Below are 20,076 nucleotides of genomic sequence, written 5' to 3'. Positions count from 1 at the left end.
TTCGATAACGTGCCGTTAACCCAGAAGACGGTCATCATTGCGGGCTTGCCCACAGTCAGAACCACGGCGCAGATCTTCTTATCCCTCGGAACCTCTGAGAAGAAAAAATCGCTGGTGGGCGGTTTGTTCACTAAAAGAAGAGTAGCCCGGTGCGCTGGCTTGTGCCGTCCGGGGAAGTTTGAAAAGAGTCTCTTCAGCCCCGGGCTTATGGCGATGGTGCAGAAAGTCACTTGTTGCGGGTCAACGCATCTTTCTGTGGGAAATAAAAAGCCCGCTGTTAAGCGGGCTGGTGGCGAAGGTTAGAGGAACCATTGCGGCTTCACGCCGAACCGGGCTGAAAGCGCCTTGATATGTGAGATCGTCAGGGAACGCTGGCCGGAGAGGATCTGGCTTACAAGGGATTTAGAACCAATCTCTTCCTTCAGATCGGAGTAGGTCAGCTTATGCTGGTCAATCAGCGTGCGCAGCAGAGCGACGCCCACCGGCATTTCATCAACTGAGTTATTAAACTCGGCAAAGCGCTCGCTGTTATCCTCATAGTCGGCGATTTTGGCCGCCAGGAAGTCAATCAGCGGGTTTTCGTCGTCGTGGTCGATCAGGTAGTCTACCAGCGCCAGTGCGTCACGGTAGTCCTTCTCGGAGACACTGCCCCCCAGGAAAGGGACGGCGGCGACCAGTTGTTTTGTTGCCTCGATAGCTTTATTGGTGTCGACGATCATTCTTTATTCTCCCGATAGTAGCGAGTCAGCTTATCGTATTCAGCATGGGTGGCGATGTGCTTCACGTAAAAGCGCTTATTCACGAAGTTGATGTAGGCGATCACTCGTAAGTTATTGCCACCTACATCTAAAACCCACCACTTGTTGCGGTACTTAAAATTATCCAGGCTTGGCACGGCGGCACGCAGTTCATCCGGCGATTTGAAATCTGTTTCGCGAACCAGACGATACAGCGCCTTTATGGCTAAGGCATCGTTTGGAAAGAGCCGTGCCGCTTGCTCAAGTGGCTCTTTTGAAATGACGTGCATTAAGTGATTCCCTTCAGTAGTTCACAATATGTAAACACAATAACGCACAATACTCCCGGTGGCAATACCAGATAAGTCACGGTAAGAAGGAAGAGCGGGCCCGCCGTAGTGGGCAGGTATTACAGGTTAAGCAGGAATCCAGAATCGTTGCGATAATGCTGAAAGGATCTTCTCTACCGTGTCTGGCCAGGAGATGTCGCAGCCGGTAGAGCGTCAATGAGTGCTGGCGCTGTTTATTTTCCAGTGCATTAATTTTATTGGCCTGCAGCGCCTTGAGGCGCAGATAGGGGTTTGACGTGCCCGCGTTGCTTTGTTGACTGGCGTCCGGCAGCGCAGGATTTGCCTCACCGCTGGCGGCGAAATGCGGACTTAATTTGCAACTTAATGTACCTTGTTAAGCAGACTGGCTGGCTTAAATACCCGCTAAAATACTCTTGTTAACAGGTAACATCGGCAATGGCTCTGATCCCGAAAAACTACACGCGGCTGGAAAGTGGCTATCGTGAAAAAGCGTTAAAAATCTATCCGTGGGTGTGTGGACGTTGCTCACGCGAGTTCGTTTATTCGAACCTGCGTGAATTAACCGTGCACCATATCGATCACGATCACACCAATAACCCGGAAGATGGCAGCAACTGGGAGCTATTGTGTCTCTATTGTCACGACCACGAGCACTCGAAGTACACCGAAGCCGATCAGTACGGCACCAACGTGGTGGCGGGAGAGGACGCGCAGGATGATGTGGGCACAGCAACCTATAATCCGTTTGCCGATTTAAAATCGATGCTGACGAAGAAGAAATAAATCTCACCGGCGCTGCCGATCGGCCATTCTGCATTCCGGCCAGTCGGCAGCGCTGATTCGAAGACTGGCGCTTTATTTTTTATCCAGCGACCAGGTCGCGCTGCGGACGTCTACTTTCACCGGCAATAACCCAATCCCGGTAAATTTATCGGCCAGCGCCTGCTGCTGCGTAAAGACCTCCGGCGTCATGCACTGCGCACCGTAAGGCATTCTCGCCAGCGCACGTTGCCAGATTGGCTGCGGCAGGCCGGTTGACGAGGACATGATTTTTGCTGCCTCCTGCGGGTGCTGATTGGCCCAGCTACTGAGGGTGCCAAGCTGGTCGATTACCTGCAGTGCGGTCTGCGGATAGCTTTCAGCAAACTTACGGCTGGCAAGATAGAAGGTGTAATGCGGCACCAGCCCTTCAGCATTTTTTATCAGCCGGGCGTTGGCGTTGGTTTCCACTTCAGCATAGTAAGGGTCCCAGATAACCCAGGCATCGACCGCGCCACGCTGAAATGCCGCGCGCGCATCCGCCGGCGGTAAATAGACCGGAGTGATATCTTTATAGTTCAGGCCCGCCTGTTCCAGCGCCGTCACCAGCAGATAGTTGACGTCCGACCCTTTATTCAGCGCCACCCGCTTACCTTTCAAATCCGCCACATTTTTGATGGGGGAGTTAGCCGGCACCACAATGGCTTCAGTCTGTGGATTGGCCGGGGAGTGCGCCAGATAAACCAGATCGGCATTCGCCGCCTGCGCAAAGGTGGGCGGAGCATCGCCGGTGGCGGCAAGGTCAATACTGCCCACGTTCAGTCCTTCCAGCATCTGCGGCCCGGCCGGGAACTCGACCCAGTGCACCGCGATCCCCTGTTTCCTGAAGGTCTCATCCAGCGTGCCGCGATACTTCAGCAGGGCGAAGATATTGGCTTTCTGAAAGCCGATGTTAACCGTCTGCGGTGACTGTTCAGCCTGAGTAGTGAAAATCATCCCCGCCTGCGCGGCGACAATAAGCGCACTGAGTAAAACTTTTTTCATCTCTCTTTCCTGAGTCTGGTTGTAATCAGCGCAACATAACAAACGGCGCTTAAAGCGCTTAGCGATGAAAAATTCTATGCTTAGCTAAAAAACGTTATTGCTGCCAGACGGTGTCGCGCACTTTTATCGCCCGATTAAACAGGCCGAGCGCATAGAAGCGGTCAGCAATGATCTGCTGCTCACGAATAATCGCCAGGTTCATCCGCTGGGTTTGATGACTGCGCCGCGCCAGCGCATGCTGCAGTGAGGCGGTCGGGATGCCCAGCTCGCCGGATAACAGTTCAGCCGCTTCGTGACGGTTTGCATCGATGTAACGCCCGGTCTGCTCCAGCGCGTCAAGCAGCCGTTGCAGCAGATCGGCCGAATGGGCAGCAAACCCGCGTTCAGCCAGGTAGAACTGATGATTGTTGACCCGCCCGACGCCATCGGCGATCACCCGTAATTGGCCCGATTTCTCCGCATCGCTGAGTAGCGGATCCCACATCATCCAGGCATCAACCGCGTTCAGATCGCTGGGCGTCAGTGGATATTTTGGCGGAGCATAAACGATGCGTACCTCATCCAGCGCCAGACCGGCTTCATCCAGAATCTGTAACAGCAGATAGTGAACGTTAGATCCCCGGTTGACTGCGATACGTTTTCCCCGCAGGTCCGCGATCTGCCGCACCGGGCTGTCATGGGTGACCAGCAACGCCACGCTCTGCGGCGCAGCGGGCTCCCAGGCGACATACACCATCGGACTGTTGCCGGCCTGCGCGAACAGCGGCGGTACCTCACCGGTGGTGCCGAAATCGATCTCATGGTTACTCAGCGCATGTAACAGCTGCGGTCCGGCCGGGAACTCGCTCCACAATACGCTCACGCCCTGGCCCGCCAGCTGTTTCTCCAGCGTCTGTCGCGCTTTCAGAATGCCAAGATTGCCAAATTTCTGATAACCAATACGCAGTTCCCGCTCCGGTCGGACCGGTTGCAGCAGCGACGGATCGCGCTGACGCATCAGGTTGCGGCGCGGCTTTATCACCCCAAGGTGCCCGAGCTGGGTGCGCAGGGTATGACGACTGATGCCGAGTAGCGACGCCGCCTGTACCTGATTGCCGTGGCTCAGCTCCAGTGCATTTTTCACCAGCGCGGCGATCACGCGCGGGTAGATCGGGCTGTCGCTCTCCTGCATCTGCTGGCGCAGAAAACGACTCAGTGCCTCTTCACCCTGCGGCACCTCGCTGCTGGCAACCGGCCCTAACCGCAACTGCTGCGGCGTGATCAGGGCGCCAGTACTCAGCAGCACGGCGTTATGCAGCGTATTTTCCAGTTCGCGGATATTGCCCGGCCACGGGTAGTCACGCAGCGTGTCGATGGCGTCCTCGCTAAGCCGCAACTGCGGACGTCCCAGACGCCGGGCATAAAGTTGCAGAAAGTGACCGGCCAGTAGCGGAATATCCTCACAGCGCTGGCGCAACGGCGGCAACGTCACACTGGCGACATTCAGCCGGTAGAACAGATCCTCGCGAAAACGCCGTTCGCGGATCGCCACCGCTAAATCGACATGGGTCGCGGCAATCACCCGGACGTTGACCTTGACCGCTTTTGACGATCCTACCCGGATGATTTCGCGCTCCTGCAACACCCGCAGCAGTTTGACCTGTAACGGCAGACTCAGTTCGCCTATCTCATCCAGCAGCAGCGTGCCGCCTTCTGCGGCTTCGAACCAGCCCAGATGCCGATCCTGGGCACCGGTAAAGGCCCCTTTTTCATGACCGAATAGCTCTGACTCGGCCAGACTTTCGGTCAGCGCGCCACAGTTGACCGCCAGGAAAGGATGCTGGCTGCGCGGGCTGTGATGATGCAGATAACGCGCCATCACCTCTTTGCCGGTGCCCGTTTCACCAATAATCAGAACCGTCGCATCGGTAGGTGCGAGCTGATCAAGCACGTTTTTAAACGCACGTGAGGCGGGATCAATTAGCTCCGGACCGGAAATCTGCATCTCATTCCCCTGCAAGAAAAGCCAGCCATGACGATAGCGTGACAGCAGGCCGGAAACGAGAGGCTGCCAACGGCAAAAAGTTGCCAATGCAGCAGCCTGTCACCGCAGTTGTTGCATTGGCAACAGAGGCTATTGATTATCGAAAAATATAAGCCGTTGAATTAAAAGTAATAATATAAACTGCGCGGTTGGCACGTTCTCTGCTAAACCACATATAACCAAATGAATGGCTGCTATGTATTAAATTCAAATATCGTTATAAAGGAATCTGCTAATGCGCGACGCAACACACGCAAACCTTAACCTGTTCTGGTTTTTGCCTACCCATGGTGACGGACGTTATCTTGGCACCACCGAGGGTGGAAGAGCGGTAGATCTACCCTATTTACAACAAGTTGCGTTAGCTGCGGATAACCTTGGCTACTACGGCGTATTAATCCCGACCGGCAAAAGCTGCGAGGATTCATGGCTGGTGGCCGCTGCGCTGGCACCAATGACGAAAAAATTGCGTTATCTGGTGGCGGTTCGTCCCGGCCTGCAGCCGCCCAGCCTGGCGGCGCGGATGGCGGCCACGCTCGATCGCCTGTCAGAGGGGCGCTTGCTGATCAATGTGGTGACCGGCGGTGATCCAGTGGAAAACAAAGGTGACGGCATTTTCCTCAGTCATGCTGAGCGTTATCAGGTTACCCGGGAATTTCTGACCGTCTATTCGCGACTCCTGAAGGGCGAAAAGGTCGATTTCAGCGGCGAGCACATTCGGGTTGAAGGGGCTGAAATTTTGTTTCCGCCGGTGCAGCAGGATGGTCCTCCGCTCTATTTTGGTGGATCGTCGGACGAGGCTATCGACGTTGCGGCTGAGCAGATCGATACTTATCTCACCTGGGGCGAGCCGGTCGGGCAGGTGGCTGAGAAGCTGGCCGTGGTGCGCCAGCGCGCCGCAGAAAAGGGGCGCACACTCTCTTACGGTATTCGTTTGCATGTCATTGTTCGTGAGACTGAAGAGGAAGCCTGGGCCGCCGCCGACCGCCTGATCGCTCACCTGGATGAAGAGACCATCGCAGCAGCGCAGAAAATTTTTGCCCGGATGGATTCAGCCGGCCAGGCGCGAATGAGTGCGCTGCATCAGGGCTCACGCGACAGCCTGCGCATCGGGCCGAACCTGTGGGCTGGGGTCGGGCTGGTGCGTGGCGGTGCCGGTACCGCGCTGGTGGGCAATCCACAACAGGTAGCCGATCGCATTCGTGAATATCAGGCGCTGGGCATCGGGAACTTTATCTTCTCCGGCTATCCGCACCTTGAGGAGGCCCATCGCTTCGCCGAACTGGTGATGCCGCTGCTGCCGCTGGCGGCGAACACCGATAAACAGCAGCGTCGGGTGAATACCGGGCCGTTTGGTGAAACCATCGGTGGCGACCGTCGTCCGGATAAACCAGCCAGCGCGCGTTAACAGAGGAAAAGGCCACGTATGTCACAACAGCACATCGTTATTATTGGTGGCGGATTTACCGGGACCGCGCTGGCGATTCATCTGGCGCGGCTGGGTCCGGCGGGATTACGGGTCACGCTGATTGAACCGCGCGAGCAGCCTGGTCAGGGTGTGGCGTACGGTACGGTCGATCCGGCCCACCGCATCAACGTACCCGCCGCCCGGATGCAGCTAGCCGGTGACCCGGACGGCGCTTTCGATCGCTGGTTCCGGGCCTCGACTGGCGTACAGGCCGATCCCGATGCGCTGTGGCCGGATGGCAATGTTTACCCGCAGCGCGGTCAGTTTGGCCGCTGGGTCAACCAGCAGTTTAACCAGGCGCGGGCGGACTCTGCGGTGCAGCTCAGCCACCTGTGTGATCGGGCCGTTACCCTGCGTGATGGCGTGGTGACGACCGCCTCCGGCCAGCAGCTAAAGGCCGACCACGTAGTGCTGGCGATCAGTCATCCGCCGCCCGCGTTGCCGGCATTGCTGCAACCTTTGCTGCATCATCCGGCCGTGATCGCGAATCCGTGGCAACGCGATGCGCTGGCACAGGTTGCGCCGGGCGATCGCGTGGCCATTATCGGCTCGGGTTTAACCATGTCCGATGTGGTGGCCTCACTGCATCGTCAGGGGCACCACGGCACCCTCACCGTTTTCTCACGGCGCGGACAACTGCCACGCCCGAACCTCAGCGGCAGTTATGACAACCTGACGCTGGACTACGCGCAGCCACAGCCGGCGACGGCGCGTGGCTGGCTGCACCGGATCCGTCAGGAGATCAGGCTAGCCGCCGTGCAGAACCTGCCGTGGCAGCTGGTGCTGGATGATATCCGCCGCAACGGACAGCGCATCTGGCAAAGCCTCTCGCTGGCGGAACAGCGGCGCTTTTTGCAGCATCTGCGGCCGTGGTGGGACGTACACCGCTACCGGATTGCGCCGCAGGTCAGCGCGGTACTCAGTCAGCAGCAGGCCAGCGGCCAGCTGACGGTACTGGCTGCCCGCCTGTTAGCCGCCGACGTCATCGAACAGCAGCTCAGCCTGACGCTGGGGCTGCGGGGCGGGGATGCCACTACGATTCGGGTCGATAAAGTGATTGTCACTACCGGACCGGCTCATGGCGCGCTGCTGAGCAGCAGCCCGTTACTGCATCAGTTGCAGGCTGACGGGGTGATCCAGCCCGATCCGCTGGCGTTGGGTATCCACGTAAACGCACTTTCGCAGACCCTGAACGCGCAGGGCGCGGCCAACCCGCAGCTCTATGTGGCCGGACCGGCGGCGCGCGGGCATTTTGGCGAGCTGATGGGACTGCCGCAGGTGGCCGAACACGCGGAATCCGTGGCGCAGCACCTGCTAGCGGGCACCCATTCTCCTCACCATGAGCGATGTCCCGGCTCACTCACGCACTAAAACTAACCTGTAAACCCAATCGATAATTAAACGTGGGCGGCAAGCAATTGCCGCATCCGCTCAGGAGTCGCTATGCCATCGCAACGTGAAATTCGCCTTAATGCTTTCGATATGAACTGTGTCGGTCACCAGTCACCCGGCTTGTGGGCCCATCCGCGCGACCGATCCTGGCAGTACAAAGATCTGGAATACTGGACCGATCTGGCGCGGCTGCTGGAGCGTGGCAAATTTGATGGGCTGTTTATTGCCGACGTGCTGGGCGTGTATGACGTGCTGAACGGCAACAATCAGGCGGCGATTCGTCAGGCCACGCAGGTGCCGGTAAATGATCCGCTGGCGTTAATCACTCCGATGGCGCTGGTCACCGAACATCTTGGTTTTGGCCTGACGGCGTCGCTGTCGTTTGAGCATCCTTATCCGTTTGCCCGTCGCCTCTCAACCCTTGATCATCTCACCAAAGGCCGGGTCGGCTGGAATATCGTCACCTCGTATCTGGAAAGTGGGGCGCGCAATATCGGTCACCAGACGCAAACCGATCATGATGCCCGCTACGACTATGCCGACGAATATCTGCAGGTGATCTACAAGCTGCTGGAGGGCAGCTGGGAGGAGGACGCGATTCTGCGCGATCGTGAACGCCGTATCTTCAGCGATCCGCATAAGATCCATCCGATTAATCATCAGGGCAAATTCTTCCAGGTGCCGGGTATTCATCTGTGCGAACCGTCGCCGCAGCGCACGCCGGTGCTGTATCAGGCCGGGGCCTCCAGCCGTGGTAAAGCCTTCGCAGCCGGCCATGCCGAGTGCGTTTTCGTCGCCGCGCCGTCGAAAGTGCTGCTGAAAAAGACCGTGGCGGATATCCGGCGACGGGCGGCCGAAGCGGGACGCGATCCGCGATCGATTCTGATCTTTAATCTGCAAACGGTGATTGTCGGCGAGACCGATCGGGCGGCGCAGGACAAATGGACCGAATACAAACGCTATGTCAGCTACGAAGGCGCACTGGCGCTGATTTCCGGCTGGACCGGTATCGATTTCGGCCAGTATCAGCCGGATCAGGTATTAAAACATCTGCACACCAACGCCATTCAGTCGGCGGTGGAGACCTTTTCAACCGCCGATCCCGATCGTCAGTGGACGGTGCAGGGACTGGCAGACTGGGTCGGGATTGGCGGTTTTGGTCCGCTGCTGGTGGGCAGTGCCGCCACGGTTGCCGATGAGTTGCAGAGCTGGGTAGAGGAGACGGACGTTGACGGCTTCAATCTCGCCTATGCCGTGACGCATGAAACTTTTACCGACGTGGTCGGGCTGCTGGTGCCGGAGTTGCAGCGGCGTGGCGTCTACAAACAGGATTATCAGCCGGGTACGCTGCGTGAAAAGCTGTTTGGTCAGGGGCCGCGGCTGGCGTTACCACATCCGGCTGCCGGTTATCGCTGGCCTGCTGCGGCAGAAGCACGGATTAAAAGCGCGGAGGCCTCATGATTGAGATCGAGGGTTTGTGCAAAAGCTACGCCGCGCCGAACAATCGCACCATTGAGGTGCTCAACGCGATTACCCTGAGCGTGCCCGCCGGTTCGATCACTGCTGTGGTCGGGCCGAGTGGTGCGGGCAAATCGACGCTGGCGAAATGCATCAGTCTGCTGGAGAAGCCAACCTCGGGCAGCATCCGGGTCAATGGTGAGGATCTGTCGCACTACAGCGGGGAAATGCTGCGCCGCAAACGCCGGGCGATTGGCACCGTCTTTCAGTCATCGGCTCTGCTGCAACGTAAAACCGCCTGGCAGAATGTTGCCCTGCCGCTGGAATGGCTCGGCGTGGTGCCGGGTGAGATCAAACGTCACGTCGGGACGCTGCTGGAGAGCGTCGGCCTGAGTGCGAAGGCGGACTTTTATCCGGCGCAGCTGTCAGGCGGCCAGCGTCAGCGTGTGGGGATCGCCCGTGCACTGGCGCTTAAACCGTCGGTGCTGCTGGCTGATGAAGCGACCTCCGGCCTCGATCCCGACGCCACCAGCGCGATTCTGACGTTACTCAAAACCCTGCGTGACCAGTTCGGCTTATCGATCATCTTTATTACGCATGAGATGGATGTGGTACGGCGCGCGGCTGACGCGGTGGCGCAGATCGCCGAGGGCCGGCTGGTGCATCAGGGTGCGTTACGCACCTTGCTCGCCAGCCCGGACTCCTCACTCGGACAACAGCTGTTCCCGCTACGGCCGCTCGCCGGCCATGGCGACCTGCTGCTGCAGCTCACCTACGGCGATCGTCCGATCGCTCCCGACTGGATCAGCCAGCTGACGCAGCGGTTTGGCGTGCAGGTCGATCTGCTGGCGGCGCACGTCGAGCAGGTGGGTGGCGCGCTGGCCGGGCGAATGCAGGTGGCGATCCGCTTTTCGCACAGCGCCGTCACGCCGACTCAGCTGATTGAACAGCTTGGGCTATTTGGCATTCATGCCGGGCTGCTCGATCAGCGTCCGCTCCTGCGGGAGGCCGTATGAAGCCCGCCGACGTCATCAGCCAGGATACGCCGTGGAGCCAGCTCCCTGCGCTGATGCTGCCCGCCTATGGTGAAACCTGGCTGATGGTCATCATCGTCATGCTGTTTGTGGTGACGTTCGGCGGCGTGCTGGGTGTGGTGTTGTTTAATAGCTCACGGCAGGGGCTGTTTCCGCAGCCGATGCTTCATCGCAGCCTGAGTGGCCTCGTTAACATCGGCCGGTCGCTGCCTTTTCTGGTGCTGATGGCAGCGATCATTCCTTTTACCTTCTGGCTGACCGGCACCACCATCGGTATTCCGGCCGCGGTAGTGCCGATGATCATTGCCGGCACGCCGTTTTTCGCCCGGCTGGTCGAAAACGCGTTACGGGAATTGCCCGCCGAGGTGACGGCTGTTGGGCTGGTGTCGGGCGGTTCAGTCTGGCAAATCATTACCCGCGCCCAGCTCAGTGAAGCATTGCCGGCTATCGTCGCTGCGGTGGTGCTGAATCTGATCTCAATGATCGAATATTCCGCTATCGCCGGCACCATCGGCGCGGGCGGTATTGGCTATCTGGCGGTGGTTTACGGTTATCAGCGCTTTGATCAACACATCATGATTGCCACCATCATCGTGCTGATTGTCACTATCCAGCTGGTTCAGTTTTTGGGTGACCGTGTTATTGCGGCACTGCAACCTCATCAGGGAAAACATCGGTTATGACACATCACGACTTTGAAATCAGACAAAAGAAAAAATGGCCGTGGGCAGTTGCCGCGATGGTGCTGGTGGTGATCGCCGGCATTGCCTGGTTTACCTTTGCTCACCAGAGCCGGGCGGTGACCTTTGGCAGCACGCTGAAGGTCCATTTTGAGCCGGCAATGGCCGGTGAGGCACGGCTAATCGAGTATGTGGCGCAACATATTGCGCCTGACTATGGCATTAAGCTGGAAGCAGCCGGTTTGCAGGATCCGGTGCAGGCCGATCGCGCCGTAGCCGAAGGGCAATACGCTGCCACGGTTTATCAGCATCAGTGGTGGCTTAAACAGGTTGTCGAGGCAAATAAGTTTGAGCTGACGGCAACCCAACCGCTGTTCCAGTGGGCTTTCGGCATTTACTCCGATCGTTACCGTTCCATCAGCGATCTGCCGCCAGGCGCGGTGATTGTAGTGCCAAACGATGGGGCTAATCAGGGGCAGGCGTTGTGGCTGTTGCAGCGCATCGGGTTACTGACACTCGATCCGTCGATAGAGCCACGGACCGCCAGACTGCGGGATATTAAAGATAATCCGCATCAGTGGGTATTTAAGGAACTGGATTTATTAACCATGCCTCGCGCGCTGAATTCAGTGGATGCCGCCATTGGTTATGTTTCGCAGTTTGATGCCGGAAAAGTACCGCGCGATAAAGGGATCTTATTTCCGCCCGCGCCACGAACCTTCGCCTCACAGTTGGTGATTGGCACCCGCTGGCTGTCGGACGACAATATTATCAGGCTGAAAAAAGCTTTTGCCGATCCGCGTTTGCAGCAGTGGTTAAAACAGACCCAGGATCCGCTGGTAAAAGGTGTGCTGGTGCCGGTTTCGGCTGAATAAAAAGATTCATGTTTTAAAAATACCGGGTGAATCGGACGATTCATCCGGGTTTTTTGCTGCCTGAAATTCATGTTTAAGTTATTGATATAAATGAAATAGTTATCTGTATTTGTTGTTTGTTTACCGTCCGGTTAATTCATATAAACACCGGGTCACCTGCTGAATACAATAACGAGGATATCATGAGTACACTGAATATTGACGACACCCTGAACGTCCCTCCACCACATTCGGCACCGGTGCGCTCGGTGAGTGATGTGGCGAAACTGATCAATAGCCGTGCCGAAAAAAACAGCTACGCGCGCTGGATTGTTTTTCTGGCGCTGGGCGGCGTGTTTCTCGATGCCTACGATCTGACCACGCTCTCTTACGGTATCGATGATGTGGTGAAGGAGTTTGGTCTGACGCCGACCCTCACCGGCCTGGTAACTTCATCGATTATGATCGGCACCATTGTGGGTAATCTGGTGGGGGGATGGCTGACCGATAAATATGGCCGCTATTCGGTGTTTATGGCGGACATGCTGTTCTTTGTGGTATCGGCTATTGCGGCGGGGCTGGCACCCAACGTGTGGGTGTTGATTGGTGCGCGATTTCTGATGGGCATTGGGGTGGGGATTGATCTGCCGGTGGCCATGGCCTATCTGGCGGAGTTTTCAAAATTCTCGGGCAAGGGAAATAAAGCCTCCCGTCTCGCGGCCTGGTGCCCGATGTGGTACGCGGCATCGTCAGCCTGTTTCTTTATTATTTTCGCCCTCTATTTCCTGCTGCCGGCTGAGCATATCGACTGGCTGTGGCGCGCCTCGCTGCTGTTCGGTGCGGTGCCGGCGCTATTGATTATCGCGGTGCGCAGCAAGTTTATGAACGAGTCGCCGCTGTGGGCGGCTAATCAGGGCGACTTAAGCGGCGCGGTGCGCATTCTGCGTGACTCGTACGGCATTATCGCCCATGAAGAAAAAGCCGCTGAACCGGTGATGAAACACGCGGCGGTGCCTGAGGTGAGTTTTCGGGTGCTGTTTCAGAAGCCCTACCTTGAGCGCACCCTGGTCACCGCAGTGATGAACATCTGTATTTCATTCGAATACACCGCCATCGCCTTTTTCCTGCCGTCGATCCTGGCGCAGTTCCTCGGTGCCGGCGTATTTGAAACCATTTCCGCCTCGCTGGGACTGAATGCGCTGTTTGCCTTTACCGGTGGGCTGCTGGGGATGCGGCTGGCGTGGAAATTTCCCTCACGGCATGTCGCGATTGCCGGTTTTGCACTGCAGTTTATCGCACTGGTCTCGCTGGCGTTAATTGGCCATCCGCAGGCAACGCTCGGGGTGGTGATTGCGGTACTGATGCTGGGCCTGTGGCTGTTTGCCGAAGGTTTTGGTCCCGGCGCGCAGATGATGATTTATCCGGCGCTCTCTTATCCCACCCATATCCGGGCCACCGGTGTTGGCTTTGGCCGTTCCCTGTCGGGGATTGGCAGTGCGTTGGCGCTGTTTATCCTGCCAATTTTGCAGGCGCGTTACGGCACCAATCTGTTCTGGATCGTCTCTCTCGCCGCCATTATTCCGATCGTTTTCCTGTTAGTTATCCGTTTTGAACCCACCCGACAGGACATTGATGCGCAACCTGAATCAGGAGAAAAGCATGTCTGAATTAAACCACAACGACTTCGTCGCACTGCAACACCGTTTCAGACCGGTTTTCGACCGCATTGCGGCAGGTGCCGCTGCGCGCGAAGCCGATCGGGTGCTGCTGGATGAGCCGATCCGCTGGCTGAAACAGGCGCGATTTGGCACGTTGCGCATTCCGGTGGCGGAGGGGGGATTCGGCGTCTCGCTGCCGCAGCTGTTCGAATTACTGACTGAGCTGGCCGCAGCGGATTCCAACCTGCCGCAGGCGCTGCGGGCGCACTTTGCCTTTGTGGAGGATCGGCTGAATCAGCCGGACAGTGACGACCGGCGTCGCTGGTTTAGTCGCTTTATTGATGGCGAACTGGTCGGCAGTGGCTGGAGTGAAATCGGTGCGGTTAAGCTGGGTGAGGTCAATACCAGGGTGACGCCAGCGGAGCAGGGCTGGCGGCTCAGCGGCGAGAAATTTTACAGCACCGGCACGCTGTATGCTGACTGGATTGATGTCTATGCGCGGCGCAGCGACAACGGCCGCGATGTTATCGCGCTGGTCAGCACCCATCAGACAGGCGTCGATCGCGACGATGACTGGGATGGTTTTGGCCAGCGCCTGACCGGCAGCGGGACGACGCGCTTTAATCAGGCGCGGGTAGAACAGCCACACGTCTATGACTTCAGCGAGCGTTTTCGCTATCAGACCGCCTTCTATCAGCATGTGTTGCTGGCCGCGCTGGCAGGCATTGGACGGGCGGTGGTACATGATGTGGCGCAGGGCGTGGCACAGCGTAAGCGAATCTACAGTCACGGTAATGCCGGCCAGGTTAAGCAGGATGTTCAGGTGCTGCAGGTGGTGGGTCAGATCAGCAGCTGGGCGTGGGCGACAGAGGCGGCGGTGGCGCGCGCAACCCACTCATTGCAGCAGGCGTTTGTGTTGCAGCAAGGTGATGCCGATGAGGTACAACGCCACGCGGCTAATGTGCTGGCGGAAGTCGAATCAGCCCAGGCGCAGGTCATTGCGGTTGATCTGATCACCCGCGCCGCCAGTGAGTTATTTAATGCGCTGGGTGCCTCTGACACCCGCGTCAGTCAGGCGCTGGACCGTCACTGGCGCAATGCCCGCACGCTGTCGTCACATAATCCGGTGATCTACAAAATGCGAAATGTCGGTGACTGGCAGGTTAACGGCAGCGATCCGACCTTTATCTGGCAGATCGGCAACGGAACCGCTTAGATCAGCCTGGCGATTGCGGGTCGCTAAACGGCAGCCCGCAATCGCCTTTCAGCCGCTACCTGGCGGAGCGTTACCAGAGCGCAATGCCGCAACGTTTTAACAGCATCGCCCAGAGCGCAAACAGCAGCAGCGTCAGGCCACAGCAGAGGGTCAGCGTCAGCCAGAAGCCATAACGCTGATGGAGAAACGGAAACAGGATAAACATCGGCAGGGTTGGCACCACATACCAGAAAGTGTACCAGGCGTGGGCAGAAATTTTCTCCGCCGTCTGGCCTTCCAGCTTCATCCACACCAGCACCAGCACGGTGACCAACGGCAGGGCGGCCAGCAGCCCGCCGAGCCGATCGCTGCGTTTGGCCGTTTCGGAAATCAGCACCACCATAAATGCGGTTATCGCATATTTTGACACCAGCCAGAGCATAGTTTTCCTCGTTAATCAGTGAGCTGCCAGCCGGATGCGGCAAACCCGCTCACCCGGTGCGTATCAGCAGGCGAAACACGCGGCGGCTATCCCGGACCTGTGCTGCGGTGGTGGTCAGCGCAGGCTGGTCAGGCAGGCAGTGCCATTAATCAAATATATCCTTTCCGCGAATAAAACAAACCGCTTACGGCCCGGAACACCTTTTACCGGGCCGCATCAGTTTGCCTGCGGCAGCCGCCGGTTGCCAGCCGCCAGCCGCCAAAAATACGACGTGCATCTGCACACATCGCGAACATAGAAACTAAAAAAGCCGCTGAGCTTTTGTTAGTGGCTTACCCTTTGATTGTTCATATGTTCATCCCTGGGCGGCTTTGCTGCGACAGACTTCACAACCCCAGCGATGAATTTTATAAAGCCGGATAATTGTGATTGTACTCACAATGAGCAGGCAAAAAATAGGCGATAAAATATAACAAATGAACAACATCCGTTCATATGAACGTAAGCAGTAACCTCTGCTGTTAACGCTAATAGAAAAAGGGACGACTATGCCAGCTCACACACTGCGCTTCGATGGTTGTAGCAGACCGCTTCCCCCTACGGGATAGATTGCCCGTTACGTTGCGCCGCCTGATAGCGACATTCAACCTCTGACCTGAACACACAAGGTTCCTCTATGAAAAACCGATACAGTACGAAAATACTGGCGCTTTTCTGCGCCCTGTCATTTCTGATGTATGTCGATCGCGTCAACCTGTCGACAGCTGCCGGGCTGATTAAGCAGGATTTAGGCCTTAACAACACCGATCTTGGACTTATTTTTTCCGCTTTTGCTTACACCTATTTAGTTTTCCAGATTGTTGGCGGCTGGTTTGTCGATCGCTACGGCGCCCGCAAAACCATCATTATCTGCGGCAGCATCTGGGTGGTGGCTACCGTTTGTACCGGCTTTGCTGGTGGCTTCGCCTCTCTGTTTCTGTCACGGATGTTGTTAGGCATTGGTGAAGGCGCCGCGCTGCCTTCCCAGGCACGGGCCATGACGTTCTGGTTCTCCAGTGAAAAACGTGGTTTCGTCCAGGGCATCACCCACTCCTTCTCCCGCTTCGGTAATGCGGTGACACCGTCACTGGTGGCGCTGCTGGTGATGCTGCACTCCTGGCGTTTCTCCTTTATTGCCTTAGGGGTCATCACTGCGGTGTGGCTGGCATTCTGGATTGCCGGCTTCCGCGACAACCCACATCTGATTGCCGACATGAGTGAGGAGGAGCGCAAAATCCTGCCAAAACCGGATGCCAGCCTGACGGTTAAAGCGCCAACGCCGTGGAAGGCACTGCTGAAACGCATTGGCCCGACCATGGGCGTCTATTTCTGCTACGGCTGGACCGGCTGGCTGTTTTTTACCTGGCTGCCCACTTTCTTTATGAACGGTCGTGGCATGGATCTCAAATCGTCAGCGCTGTTTACCTCGGCAGTCTTTCTCTCCGGCGTGGTCGGCAACACGGTCGGCGGGGTGGTTAGCGACCGGATCCTGAAACGCACCGGCAACGTGGTCGCTGCGCGTCGTAACGTGATTATCTTCAGCTTTCTTTCCGCCGGGTTACTGCTGATACCGGTGATCGGTTCCACCGATATGACCGTGATTACGGTCTGCCTCGGTCTGGCCTTTTTCTGCCTCGAACTGACGATTGGTCCGATCTGGGCGGTACCGATGGAGATCACCCCTAAATATGTCGGTGTCGCCAGTGGGCTGGTGAACGCCGGTTCGGCGGTGGCAGGCATCATCTCGCCCATTCTGTTTGGCATCATCATCGACAAAACCGGTAACTGGAGCCTGCCGTTTTACGGCTCGGTGGTTCTGCTGATGGTGGGCATCGTACTGACCTTCTTTATGCGTCCAGATATTCCCTTGTCTGAAGATGCTCCTTCTCGCGGCGCGGTTGAGCCGGTTAAAAATGCGTATCACTGAGGAACCCCTGATGAAAAAACCTTCTGTTGCACTGGTGCTGGGCGATCCAGCAGGTATTGGTCCGGAGCTGGTGGCGAAAGTGCTGTCACAGCCGGCGCTGCGCGCGCTGGCTAACGTGATTATCATCGCGGACCGCCATGAGCTGGAAAAAGGCATGGCCATTGCCGGTCAGCGTTTCGACTATGACGAAATCACCGATACCACAGCAATTGCGTTCACCGCCGACCGGCCGCTGCTGCTCAATCACGACTGGTCCCGACGTACGCCGTTCCACTATGGCAGCGCCAGCGAACAAAGCGGCGTCTATATCCTGGAGACGCTGGCCCGTGCCGTCGAATTAACCCAGCAGGGTATTACCCAGGGGATCTGCTTCGCGCCGCTGAATAAGCAGGCGATGCACATGGGCGGACTGAAGCATCGCGATGAGCTGCACTGGTTTGCTGAGCTGCTGAAGTTTGACGACTTCTGCTGTGAGGTTAACGTGGTAGATGATCTCTGGGCGGGACGCGCGACGTCGCACATTCCGTTCCGCGATATCGTGAAAAATCTCAGCGTTAACGGTGTGGTGGAGACGATTTCACTGATGGATCGTACGCTGCGTCAGGCTGGCATCGCCGCGCCCAAAATTGCCGTGCAGGCGCTTAACCCGCACGGCGGCGAGAATGGCCTGTTTGGCGATGAGGAGCAGACGATTATCCAGCCGGCGATGTCGCAGGCCAGAGCACTGGGGATTGACGTTTACGGGCCTTACCCGGCGGATACCACCTATAAAGCGGTGGAGACCGGTAAGCTGGATGCGGTGGTATCGATGTACCACGACCAGTTCGCCACGGCGCTAAAAATGCTGGGCTTTGAGCGCGGCGTAACGGTTCAGGGTGGGTTGCCGGTCCCGATTGCCACCGCCAACCACGGCACCGCCTACAACCTGTATGGGCAAAATCTTGCCACGCCCTCGGCGTTTGAGAATGCCTTCCGCCTGCTGGTAAAAATGGCGGGCAGCGCTGGTTAAGATGGCACAGTGATCCCGGCTGACTGCCGGGATCAGCCGGTTTAACGGGGCGGATCGTCGCGCACCCCACCAGCCCCCCTTCGCCTGAACGCGCCGCGCCGGTAAACCTCTGCAACAGCTAACGCGATGACGGTGGTGCGGCAGATTCCCGGTTATTCTCTGCCGCGCCGTTGCCTGAACATCGTTAACTTCGCAGAATGTGGTTAATCACCGATGCGGTTACCCTGCTGATCAATGACGGCTTCTCCGTCCTCTTTGCTGAACGCACCTTGCTGCCGATCCGGCAGAATATCCAGCACCTGCTCAGAAGGACGGCAGAGCCGGGTGCCGAGCGGCGTCACCACGATTGGGCGGTTAATCAGCAGCGGATAAGCCAGCATCGCGTCCAGCAACGTATCATCACTCAGCTGCTGATCCGCCAGCCCCAGCTGCTGGTAGGGCTCGGTATTCTGCCGCAGCAGGGCGCGCACGCTGATGCCCATCTCTGCGATCAGTTTTTTAAGTGTTTCGCGGGTTGGCGGCGTCTCCAGATAGAGCACGATTGCCGGCTCGACCCCACTGTTGCGGATCAGGGCCAGGGTATTACGCGAAGTGCCGCATTCCGGGTTGTGATAAATAGTGATGTCTCGCATAAAGCATTCTCCGTTACGGAACGGCACTGGCACGTTCCGCTTGTCAGGTCAGAAAGAGAGTCGCAGCGCCAGCGCCGTCAGCGTAACCAGCAGCACCGGCAGCGTCATAACTATCCCCACGCGGCAGTAATATCCCCAGCTGATGGTGATGTTTCTCTGCGCCAGAACGTGCAGCCACAGCAGAGTCGCCAGGCTACCGATCGGGGTGATCTTCGGCCCCAGATCGCAGCCGATAATATTGGCGTAGACCATCGCCTCTCTGACTACGCCCTGCGCGCTGCTGCCGTCGATGGAGAGCGCGCCCACCAGCACCGTCGGCATATTGTTCATCACTGAAGAGAGCAGGGCGGTGAGCAAACCGGTTCCCAGCGTGGTACCCCAGAGGCCATGTTCAGCGAAGCGGTTCAGCACGGCAGAAAGGTAGTCGGTCAGGCCGGCATTTTGCAGGCCATACACCACCAGATACATGCCAAGCGAGAAGATAACGATCTGCCAGGGCGCGCCTTTCAGCACCTTGCCGGTATCAATCACCCGACCACGACGGGCCACGGCCAGCAGGATAGCTGCCGCCACCGCCGCCACCAGGCTGACCGGCACTCCCAGCGGTTCCAGGCCGAAGAAACCGACCAGCAGCAGAATCAAAACCAGCCAGCCAGCGTTAAAGGTGCGGCGATCCCGAATCGCCTCGCCGGGTGACTTCAGCTTGCTCAGGTCATAGCTGTGCGGGATATCCCGACGGAAAAACAGCAGCAGCATAACCAGGGTGGCAGCAACCGAGGCGAGGTTAACCGGCACCATCACCGCAGCATAGTCACTGAATCCGAGCCGGAAGTAGTCCGCCGTGACGATATTCACCAGGTTTGAGACGATCAGCGGCAGGCTGGCGGTATCGGCAATAAAGCCTGCCGCCATCACAAAGGCCAGCGTTGCGGCGGGGCTGAAACCCAGCGCCAGCAGCATGGCAATCACAATCGGAGTCAGGATCAATGCCGCCCCGTCATTGGCAAACAGCGCAGCGACTGCCGCCCCCAGCAGCACAATCGCTGCGAACAGCCGACGGCCTCTGCCGCCGCCCCAGCGTGAAACGTGCAGCGCGGCCCATTCAAAAAAGCCGGACTCATCCAGCAGCAAACTGATGATGATCACCGCGATGAAGGTGGCGGTGGCGTTCCAGACGATGTGCCAGACCACAGGGATATCGGCTATCTGCACCACACCACTCAGCAACGCCAGGCCGGCACCGAGCGTGGCACTCCAGCCAATGCTTAATCCTTTAGGTTGCCAGATAACCAGCACCAGGGTGAGGACGAAAATCGCGCTCGCCAGAAACATAGCTTCTCCTGTTGAATAACGTCACCCGGCCAGCCGGGCTGTAGATACTGAATCGAAACATATCCGCTATTTCGAATATGTA

18 protein-coding genes are annotated in these 20,076 nt (G+C 57.6%); 11 read left to right on the top strand and 7 right to left on the bottom strand.

Features of this window, described 5'->3' with window-relative positions:
* Nucleotides 1-299: 299 nt before the first annotated feature.
* Both FHW04_RS04285 and FHW04_RS04280 read right to left on the bottom strand, forming a co-directional pair.
* Nucleotides 300-719 carry a helix-turn-helix domain-containing protein gene (locus FHW04_RS04285; protein ID WP_031375194.1) on the bottom strand — a complete coding sequence of 140 codons (420 nt, stop codon included), beginning with the start codon at nucleotides 717-719 and terminating at the stop codon, nucleotides 300-302.
* Complete coding sequence (locus FHW04_RS04280; protein ID WP_031375193.1) at nucleotides 716-1,027, bottom strand: type II toxin-antitoxin system HigB family toxin; 312 nt, start codon at nucleotides 1,025-1,027, stop codon at nucleotides 716-718. Before FHW04_RS04280 ends, FHW04_RS04285 begins: the two co-directional genes overlap by 4 nt.
* A 456-nt stretch (nucleotides 1,028-1,483) precedes the next feature.
* On the opposite strand from FHW04_RS04280, the gene yajD reads away from it, so the two are divergent.
* On the top strand, nucleotides 1,484-1,831 hold the full coding sequence (yajD, locus tag FHW04_RS04275) for an HNH nuclease YajD (protein ID WP_089562226.1): 348 nt from the start codon (nucleotides 1,484-1,486) through the stop codon (nucleotides 1,829-1,831).
* Nucleotides 1,832-1,903: 72 nt separating this feature from the next.
* Here the strand turns inward: yajD and FHW04_RS04270 are convergent, their stop codons facing one another.
* Both FHW04_RS04270 and FHW04_RS04265 read right to left on the bottom strand, forming a co-directional pair.
* Nucleotides 1,904-2,851: a sulfonate ABC transporter substrate-binding protein gene (locus FHW04_RS04270; RefSeq protein WP_089562227.1), complete on the bottom strand. Its 948-nt coding sequence runs from the start codon at nucleotides 2,849-2,851 to the stop codon at nucleotides 1,904-1,906.
* Between the two features lie 94 nt (nucleotides 2,852-2,945).
* A complete protein-coding gene (locus FHW04_RS04265) occupies nucleotides 2,946-4,835 on the bottom strand; it encodes a sigma-54-dependent Fis family transcriptional regulator (RefSeq protein WP_089562228.1) in 1,890 nt (629 codons plus the stop codon).
* A gap of 274 nt (nucleotides 4,836-5,109) precedes the next feature.
* Here FHW04_RS04265 and ssuD point away from each other — a divergent pair, with 274 nt between their 5' ends.
* The 8 genes from ssuD (at nucleotide 5,110) to FHW04_RS04225 (ending at nucleotide 14,634) form a co-directional block, all read left to right on the top strand.
* A complete protein-coding gene (gene ssuD / locus FHW04_RS04260; protein WP_089562229.1) occupies nucleotides 5,110-6,282 on the top strand; it encodes an FMNH2-dependent alkanesulfonate monooxygenase in 1,173 nt (390 codons plus the stop codon).
* 18 nt (nucleotides 6,283-6,300) lie between these two features.
* Nucleotides 6,301-7,713 (top strand): FAD/NAD(P)-binding protein, encoded by a 1,413-nt coding sequence (locus tag FHW04_RS04255; protein ID WP_031375189.1) that lies wholly within the window; start codon nucleotides 6,301-6,303, stop codon nucleotides 7,711-7,713.
* Nucleotides 7,714-7,785: 72 nt separating this feature from the next.
* Nucleotides 7,786-9,195 carry an LLM class flavin-dependent oxidoreductase gene (locus FHW04_RS04250; protein WP_031375188.1) on the top strand — a complete coding sequence of 470 codons (1,410 nt, stop codon included), beginning with the start codon at nucleotides 7,786-7,788 and terminating at the stop codon, nucleotides 9,193-9,195.
* Nucleotides 9,192-10,208 carry a methionine ABC transporter ATP-binding protein gene (locus FHW04_RS04245; RefSeq protein WP_046289533.1) on the top strand — a complete coding sequence of 339 codons (1,017 nt, stop codon included), beginning with the start codon at nucleotides 9,192-9,194 and terminating at the stop codon, nucleotides 10,206-10,208. The genes FHW04_RS04250 and FHW04_RS04245 overlap by 4 nt, the downstream gene beginning before the upstream one ends.
* Nucleotides 10,205-10,909: a methionine ABC transporter permease gene (locus FHW04_RS04240; RefSeq protein ID WP_089562230.1), complete on the top strand. Its 705-nt coding sequence runs from the start codon at nucleotides 10,205-10,207 to the stop codon at nucleotides 10,907-10,909. The genes FHW04_RS04245 and FHW04_RS04240 overlap by 4 nt, the downstream gene beginning before the upstream one ends.
* Nucleotides 10,906-11,781: a MetQ/NlpA family ABC transporter substrate-binding protein gene (locus tag FHW04_RS04235; protein WP_089562231.1), complete on the top strand. Its 876-nt coding sequence runs from the start codon at nucleotides 10,906-10,908 to the stop codon at nucleotides 11,779-11,781. Before FHW04_RS04240 ends, FHW04_RS04235 begins: the two co-directional genes overlap by 4 nt.
* A 182-nt stretch (nucleotides 11,782-11,963) precedes the next feature.
* Entirely contained in the window at nucleotides 11,964-13,427 is a 1,464-nt protein-coding gene (locus FHW04_RS04230) for an MFS transporter (RefSeq protein WP_089562232.1), read from the top strand.
* Nucleotides 13,420-14,634 (top strand): monooxygenase, encoded by a 1,215-nt coding sequence (locus FHW04_RS04225; protein WP_089562233.1) that lies wholly within the window; start codon nucleotides 13,420-13,422, stop codon nucleotides 14,632-14,634. The genes FHW04_RS04230 and FHW04_RS04225 overlap by 8 nt, the downstream gene beginning before the upstream one ends.
* A 70-nt stretch (nucleotides 14,635-14,704) precedes the next feature.
* Here the strand turns inward: FHW04_RS04225 and FHW04_RS04220 are convergent, their stop codons facing one another.
* The gene (locus FHW04_RS04220; protein WP_089562234.1) at nucleotides 14,705-15,055 is read right to left on the bottom strand and encodes a DUF3147 family protein; all 351 of its coding nucleotides are present in this window, start codon (nucleotides 15,053-15,055) and stop codon (nucleotides 14,705-14,707) included.
* 676 nt (nucleotides 15,056-15,731) lie between these two features.
* Between FHW04_RS04220 and FHW04_RS04215 the strand changes: the two genes are divergently transcribed.
* Together FHW04_RS04215 and FHW04_RS04210 are read left to right on the top strand one after the other, a co-directional pair.
* Nucleotides 15,732-17,021, top strand: a complete 1,290-nt coding sequence (locus FHW04_RS04215) for an MFS transporter (RefSeq protein ID WP_094106267.1) — start codon at nucleotides 15,732-15,734, stop codon at nucleotides 17,019-17,021.
* A 10-nt stretch (nucleotides 17,022-17,031) separates the two neighbouring features.
* Nucleotides 17,032-18,030: a 4-hydroxythreonine-4-phosphate dehydrogenase PdxA gene (locus tag FHW04_RS04210; RefSeq protein WP_046289535.1), complete on the top strand. Its 999-nt coding sequence runs from the start codon at nucleotides 17,032-17,034 to the stop codon at nucleotides 18,028-18,030.
* A gap of 203 nt (nucleotides 18,031-18,233) precedes the next feature.
* Here the strand turns inward: FHW04_RS04210 and arsC are convergent, their stop codons facing one another.
* Together arsC and FHW04_RS04200 are read right to left on the bottom strand one after the other, a co-directional pair.
* Nucleotides 18,234-18,662: an arsenate reductase (glutaredoxin) gene (arsC, locus tag FHW04_RS04205; protein ID WP_089562235.1), complete on the bottom strand. Its 429-nt coding sequence runs from the start codon at nucleotides 18,660-18,662 to the stop codon at nucleotides 18,234-18,236.
* Nucleotides 18,663-18,710: 48 nt separating this feature from the next.
* Nucleotides 18,711-19,994: an arsenic transporter gene (locus tag FHW04_RS04200; protein WP_089562236.1), complete on the bottom strand. Its 1,284-nt coding sequence runs from the start codon at nucleotides 19,992-19,994 to the stop codon at nucleotides 18,711-18,713.
* Nucleotides 19,995-20,076: the final 82 nt, after the last annotated feature.

The sequence above is a fragment of the Pantoea sp. AN62 genome, assembly GCF_050432985.1.
GTDB lineage: Bacteria > Pseudomonadota > Gammaproteobacteria > Enterobacterales > Enterobacteriaceae > Pantoea > Pantoea brenneri.
Note: the sequence above shows the minus strand (reverse complement) of the source record. Positions and strands in the feature narration are given on the sequence as shown.

Bases quoted from the DNA above. Each gene is read 5' to 3' on its own strand.
- FHW04_RS04285 (WP_031375194.1), bottom strand. From the start codon at position 719: ATGATCGTCGACACCAATAAAGCTATCGAGGCAACAAAACAACTGGTC.
- FHW04_RS04280 (WP_031375193.1), bottom strand. From the start codon at position 1,027: ATGCACGTCATTTCAAAAGAGCCACTTGAGCAAGCGGCACGGCTCTTT.
- yajD (WP_089562226.1), top strand. From the start codon at position 1,484: ATGGCTCTGATCCCGAAAAACTACACGCGGCTGGAAAGTGGCTATCGT.
- FHW04_RS04270 (WP_089562227.1), bottom strand. From the start codon at position 2,851: ATGAAAAAAGTTTTACTCAGTGCGCTTATTGTCGCCGCGCAGGCGGGG.
- FHW04_RS04265 (WP_089562228.1), bottom strand. From the start codon at position 4,835: ATGCAGATTTCCGGTCCGGAGCTAATTGATCCCGCCTCACGTGCGTTT.
- ssuD (WP_089562229.1), top strand. From the start codon at position 5,110: ATGCGCGACGCAACACACGCAAACCTTAACCTGTTCTGGTTTTTGCCT.
- FHW04_RS04255 (WP_031375189.1), top strand. From the start codon at position 6,301: ATGTCACAACAGCACATCGTTATTATTGGTGGCGGATTTACCGGGACC.
- FHW04_RS04250 (WP_031375188.1), top strand. From the start codon at position 7,786: ATGCCATCGCAACGTGAAATTCGCCTTAATGCTTTCGATATGAACTGT.
- FHW04_RS04245 (WP_046289533.1), top strand. From the start codon at position 9,192: ATGATTGAGATCGAGGGTTTGTGCAAAAGCTACGCCGCGCCGAACAAT.
- FHW04_RS04240 (WP_089562230.1), top strand. From the start codon at position 10,205: ATGAAGCCCGCCGACGTCATCAGCCAGGATACGCCGTGGAGCCAGCTC.
- FHW04_RS04235 (WP_089562231.1), top strand. From the start codon at position 10,906: ATGACACATCACGACTTTGAAATCAGACAAAAGAAAAAATGGCCGTGG.
- FHW04_RS04230 (WP_089562232.1), top strand. From the start codon at position 11,964: ATGAGTACACTGAATATTGACGACACCCTGAACGTCCCTCCACCACAT.
- FHW04_RS04225 (WP_089562233.1), top strand. From the start codon at position 13,420: ATGTCTGAATTAAACCACAACGACTTCGTCGCACTGCAACACCGTTTC.
- FHW04_RS04220 (WP_089562234.1), bottom strand. From the start codon at position 15,055: ATGCTCTGGCTGGTGTCAAAATATGCGATAACCGCATTTATGGTGGTG.
- FHW04_RS04215 (WP_094106267.1), top strand. From the start codon at position 15,732: ATGAAAAACCGATACAGTACGAAAATACTGGCGCTTTTCTGCGCCCTG.
- FHW04_RS04210 (WP_046289535.1), top strand. From the start codon at position 17,032: ATGAAAAAACCTTCTGTTGCACTGGTGCTGGGCGATCCAGCAGGTATT.
- arsC (WP_089562235.1), bottom strand. From the start codon at position 18,662: ATGCGAGACATCACTATTTATCACAACCCGGAATGCGGCACTTCGCGT.
- FHW04_RS04200 (WP_089562236.1), bottom strand. From the start codon at position 19,994: ATGTTTCTGGCGAGCGCGATTTTCGTCCTCACCCTGGTGCTGGTTATC.